This window comes from Methylocaldum sp., assembly GCF_039794385.1.
In the GTDB taxonomy this organism is placed as follows: domain Bacteria; phylum Pseudomonadota; class Gammaproteobacteria; order Methylococcales; family Methylococcaceae; genus Methylocaldum.
This window is the reverse complement of sequence record NZ_JBDIVO010000509.1, coordinates 1-2,513: the sequence shown is the minus strand read 5'-3', so window position 1 is coordinate 2,513 and position 2,513 is coordinate 1. Positions and strand designations below refer to the sequence as shown.

The 2,513-nt window shown below is 65.3% G+C and carries 3 protein-coding genes; all 3 read right to left on the bottom strand.

All coding sequences use genetic code 11. The annotated features are described in order from the left end of the window. Nucleotides 1-374: hypothetical protein (locus ABJK70_RS23475; RefSeq protein ID WP_347259310.1), on the bottom strand; the 374-nt coding region annotated here is incomplete at its 3' end. Between the two features lie 12 nt (nucleotides 375-386). Continuing rightward, a complete protein-coding gene (locus ABJK70_RS23470; protein WP_086133476.1) occupies nucleotides 387-1,370 on the bottom strand; it encodes a MoxR family ATPase in 984 nt (327 codons plus the stop codon). Nucleotides 1,371-1,376: 6 nt separating this feature from the next. Further along, on the bottom strand, nucleotides 1,377-2,513 hold a 1,137-nt coding region (locus tag ABJK70_RS23465), incomplete at its 5' end, for a DUF4350 domain-containing protein (RefSeq protein WP_347259309.1).

The following is a 2,513-nucleotide window of genomic DNA, read 5'->3' as shown; positions in this document are numbered from 1 at the left end:
TCCAGGGGCTGCGCCATATAGCCGAGTTTCGCCCAATGGCCGCGCGACAGCTTGAAAAACAAGGGCAAGCCTTCTGCGGAAAACGTCTCGGGATGGCGGTCGAACACCCAGCCCGCGACGCTGCGCTCGGGGCTGGCGAGGCGGAGACGGACCGTTTGCGTCACCCCTACGGGCCATGCATCCTCGATTTCCCGCTCGACCCGCACCGGATTGCGGCGACTGAGGGCCAGCCACCCGTCAGCCAGCGCCGCGCTCAGCAGCGCCGCCCCGGCGAATTGCCAGACCGCAAGCCATGACGGCCACACTGCCGCGAGAACGGCGAGACCGAACCAGGCGGCGAGCGCGATCAAAAGGACGCGATGAGGCAGGAGCACGAGAAACCCCGGTCAGAAGCGCGGCGAGGGAACCTGGTCCAGCAGCGCCCGGAGCAGCGTGTCGGCACTCGATCCCTCGATATCCGCCTCCGGAGAAGTCGCCACGCGATGGCGCAACGCCGGCAAAGCCACCGCCTTGATATCGTCCGGCGTCGCGTAACTCCGCCCCGACAGCAGTGCGCTGGCGCGGGCCGCGCGGACCAAAGCGATGCTGCCTCGGGGACCAGCGCCGATGGACAGGCGCGGATGCTCGCGGGTAGCTCGGCTTATGGAGACGGCATAGCGGAGCACCCGGTCGTCCACCTCCACGTGGGCCGTCAACCGCTGCAGCGCCGCCACTTGTTCCGGGCCGATCAGGACCGCCACGTTATCCACGGCCAATTCGCCCCCGGACCGGCGCTCGATCACCTGGCGGGTGAGCGCCAATTCTTCCTCCATATCGGGGTAATCGATGCGTATCTTGAGCAGAAACCGGTCCAATTGCGCTTCCGGCAGAGGATAGGTGCCTTCCTGTTCGATCGGATTCTGGGTGGCCAGGACCATGAACGGCTGAGGAACGGCCATCGAGCGGCCTTCCAGCGTCACCTGCCCCTCCTGCATCACCTCGAGCAGCGCCGCCTGGGTCTTCGCCGGAGCGCGGTTGATCTCGTCGGCCAGCAGGAGATGGGTGAAGACCGGCCCTTCGCGGGTAATGAACTGGCTGCTGCCCATATCGAAGAAGGTATGGCCGACCACGTCCGAAGGCATGAGGTCGGGCGTGAACTGAATCCGCGCGAAGCGTCCGGAAAAGGTCTTGGCGAGCGCCTTCACCAGCAGCGTCTTGCCGAGACCGGGCACGCCCTCGAGCAGCACGTGCGAGCCGCAGAGCAAACCGATCAGCACCTCGTCGATCATCCGCTCCTGGCCGATCAGCACCTTGCGGAGCTCGGCACGAATCGACCGGAGCAGCACTCCGGCCTTGTCCACTTGTTCATCGAGCAAACGGGTTACCGCCATAAATCCTCACAATCGTTGTTCGAGTTCTTGCACCGTGCGCACGCAATCGACGAAATGCCGCGGCGAAAGCTTGTCCGGTGCGGCCAAGACCGCCGTCACCCGGTTCTCGGGAATCCCGCTCATACCGGAGAGAATTCTCGCCTGTTCCGACTCGGAGACCTGCGCGATGTGCGGATGCCGCTGAAGAACATGTCTCCGCAATTCCTGCCGCATCACGTTTTCCCAGTGAGCCCGCCCGTCTTCGCCGTGACGCCAGACGGCGCATCCGACGGCGGAAAGATGCTCGATCAGGCTGCGCCTCGCCGGATTCGGCGACGGCAGCATCCCGCCGAACCGCGGCACGATACGCCAAAGCCAGGCCGCGATCAGCAGCGCGCCGCTGATCAGCGCCATCCACGCGGATTCGGCCAGCCATTCCCAGAGCGTCGGAACCTCGAGCCTGGTAGCCAGACGCACTTCGCCCTGCGGCTGGTAATGCCGCATCAGCCCCCAGATCAGTTCGGCGTGATCGTGCTCGCCGATCCGCCGATTGGAGAGAAACGTGAAGCCGTCGAGTACCGTAATCCGGCCTTGGCCATAGTCGTAATGCAGCACGGTGCTGCGCGTATCGACCACTCCCGCTTTCCAGACCGGTGCCGGGTCGGTCGGCACCAGACCCCAGCCGTTTGACCCGAACGTCCGTTGCAGCCGCAACGGCTTGTCCCGCGCCGGAAGACGCACTTCAACGGTATCCGGCTCATCGTCGGACCGCGCATCCGAAGGCTCGCACATCTGCGCGCCGTCCTGTTCGTCCTCCGCGCCGTCTTCCTCCGTAGCGGCGGTTTTCTTGGGCTCGATCTTCGGGGGCTCGTACCATCCGATCCCCAGATGCTTCAGGATGGGGTCGTCGACTCGGCGGTATTCCGCCGCAACGATCAAATACCCGCCGCGGCTCACCCAATCGAACAGGGCGTCGGCGCGGCGAGCATTGACGTAGATGCGGCGGCCGCGATCCAGCAGCAACACCCCGCCCGGCGTCAGCTCATCCAATACCAAGGCATTGCTGACCCGCGCCACCGGCCGCCCGAGCCGCCCCATGAGACGGTCGAAAGCCAAATAAGGGTCGCGCCGAGCCTCCTTGCCCGGTTTCTCCCAAGTCGTGAC